Source organism: Kitasatospora putterlickiae (assembly GCF_039527695.1).
Taxonomy (GTDB): Bacteria; Actinomycetota; Actinomycetes; order Streptomycetales; family Streptomycetaceae; genus Kitasatospora; species Kitasatospora putterlickiae.
This window is the reverse complement of the sequence record NZ_BAAAKJ010000261.1, coordinates 1-2,696: the sequence shown is the minus strand read 5'-3', so window position 1 is coordinate 2,696 and position 2,696 is coordinate 1. Positions and strand designations below refer to the sequence as shown.

General features: G+C 72.8%; 1 protein-coding gene. It reads right to left on the bottom strand.

Annotation, left to right across the window (positions count from 1 at the left end; translation table 11 throughout):
• Positions 1 to 35: 35 nt before the first annotated feature.
• On the bottom strand, positions 36 to 2,594 hold the full coding sequence (locus ABD308_RS26740) for an ABC transporter permease (protein ID WP_344339495.1): 2,559 nt from the start codon (positions 2,592 to 2,594) through the stop codon (positions 36 to 38).
• Between the last annotated feature and the right edge of the window lie 102 nt (positions 2,595 to 2,696).

The following is a 2,696-nucleotide window of genomic DNA, read 5'->3' as shown; positions in this document are numbered from 1 at the left end:
GCGGGCGCCGCGTGTTCGGAGGTGGTGGGTGGTGGCTAGTTGCTCTTGATGGCGCTCAGGATGTCCATCCGGGCGGCGCGGCGGGCGGGCCAGAGGGCGGCGAGCAGGCCGATCACGGCGGCGGTGGCCAGGAAGAAGGCGATCCTCCCGGGCGGGACGACCAGGGTGATGTTCTTGAAGGTGTCCGCCAGGGTGCGGGTGCCGGCCCAGGCGGTGACGATGCCGAGCAGGACGCCGACCGCGCCGCCGAACAGGGCGATCATCAGCGACTCCAGGCGGATCATCCGGCCGATGCCGCGGCGGTCCAGGCCGATCGCCCGCAGCATGCCGATCTCCCGGCGGCGCTCGAACACGGACATCGCCATGGTGTTGATGACGCCCAGCACGGCGACCACCACGGACATGCCCAGCAGGCCGTACATGACGTTCAGCAGGGAGGTCACCAGCTTGCTGTTCTCCGCCTTGATGTCCTTCTCGCCCATGACGCTGATCAGCGGGTTGCCGCCGGTGGCGTCGCGCAGCGCCTGCTTGAGCGCGGGGGTCGCGCCGTCGGCGCCCTTGACCAGGACCTTCTTCGGGCCGGAGCCGACGGCGGCGTGCGCGCCGACCACCTGCTCGGGGGCGAGGATCCCGGCGACCTCGGTGTTCTGCTCCACCAGGCCGCCGACGGTCAGGGTGCCGCGGCCGCCGTCGGGGTAGGTGATGTCGAGCGTCGAGCCGACCGCCAGGTCGTTGCGCTCGGCGAAGCCGGTGGTGGCGAGCAGCTTGCCCTGCTGGAGGGAGTCGGCGGCGCCGTCGGTGACCTTGAGGTCGACCAGCTGGTCGAAGGTGGCGGCGTCCACGGCGGTCAGCCAGGTGGTGTCGCCGTCGGCGACGGCCTTCACCTTCACCTCGCGCACCGCGCTGACCATGGTGACCCCGGCCGTCCGGGCGATCCTGCCGGAGAGCTCGGGGGAGAGCGCGGAGCCGTTCGTCATGGCGACGGCGTAGTCGGCCTTCAGGTCGACCTCGGTGGCCTCGTCGACGGCCTTGTTCACCGAGGCGCCGACCACGGTCAGCGCGGTGATCAGGGTGACGCCGATGGTGAGCGCGGAGGCGGTGGCGGCGGTGCGGCGCGGGTTGCGCACGGCGTTCTCGCGGGCCAGCCTGCCGGGCGTGCCGAACAGCCCGCGCAGCGCCGGTGCGAACAGCGCGATCACCGGGCGGGACAGCAGCGGGGTGAGCACGAAGACGCCGATCATCAGCGCGCCCGCGCCGAGGGCCACCACGTTGACCTCCTTGGCGGCCGCGCCGCCGAGCAGGGCGGCGACGCCGACCGCGGCGAAGAACAGTCCGATGACGTTCCGCACCAGCAGGGACTTCTGGGTGGCCGGCTGCTCGGCCGAGCTCATCGCGGCGATCGGGGCGATCCGGGAGGCGCGCAGCGAGGGCAGCCAGGCGGCCAGCACGGTGACCACGGTGCCGACGAGGAGCGAGGCGATCACCGTGGAGGGGGCGATCACCAGCGGACCGGTGGGCATGCCGGTGTCCAGCGAGCCGATCACCGACTGCAGCCCGGCGGCGATGCCGATGCCGGCGACCAGGCCGCCGACCGAGGCGGTCAGGCCGACCAGCACGGCCTCGGCCAGCACGGAGAGGGTGATCTGCTTGCGGCTGGCGCCGACGGCGCGCAGCAGGGCCAGTTCCTTGGTGCGCTGGGCGACCAGCATGGTGAAGGTGTTGGCGATGATGAAGACGCCGACGAAGAGCGCGATGGCGGCGAACATCAGCAGGGCGGTGGACATGCCCTTGGTGCCGGCCTCGATGAGGCGGTCCTGCTCGTCGGCGAGTTCGCGGCCGGTGCGGGCCTCCAGGTCGTCGGAGGCGGGCAGCGTCCGCTTGACGGCGGCGAGCAGCGCGGTGTCGTCGGCGCCGGGCGCGCCCTTGACGTCGATCTCGGCGAACCGGCCCGGGGCCAGGTAGAGCCGCTGGGCGGTGGCGGTGTCGAAGGCGGCGAGCGAGCCGCCGGAGAGCACCCGCGGGTCGTTGGTGGTCACGATGCCGGTGAGCTTCAGCTCCATGACCGGCCCGTTGATGGCGACGCGCACGGTGTCGCCGACCTTGTAGTCGCCCTTCTCGGCGGTCTTGGCGTCCAGCGCCACCTCGTCGGAGGTGCGCGGGCCGCGGCCGTCGACCAGCGGGAAGCGCGGGTCGGTGCCGTCGGCGCCGGGGACGTAGTTGGTGCCGGTGGTGGCGAAGCCGCTGCCGATCAGCGCGCCCTTGCGGTCGGCGATGCCGGCGAAGCCGCTGACCACGCCGCGGGCCTCGGCGGCGCCGGGCAGCGCGGCGATCGCCTTTCGGGTGTCCTCGGTGAGGGAGGGGCCGCCGGAGGTCTGGTCGCCGTCGTCGTACCCCTTGCTGACGGCGGTGCCGTCGCTGACGGTGACGGCGATGTCGGTGTAGCTCTTGGCGCTCTGGGAGCGCATGGCGTTGCCGAAGGTGTCGGTGAAGACGAGGGTGCCGGCCACGAAGGCGGTGCCGAGCAGGACGGCGAGCGCCGTCATCAGCAGTCGGGCCTTGTGGGCCAGCACGTTGCGCAGTGCGGTGCGGTACATGGGGTGGTGTCAGTCCTGGGGGTGGTGGGGACGGCGGCCGGTTCGCGGCCGGGGCGTGCGGCGGACGCGGCGCGTCAGCTGGTGCGGCCCTTGGCGTCGAAG

Excerpts from the sequence above, each read along its gene's own strand:
- ABD308_RS26740 (WP_344339495.1), bottom strand. The coding sequence starts at position 2,594 with ATGTACCGCACCGCACTGCGCAACGTGCTGGCCCACAAGGCCCGACTG.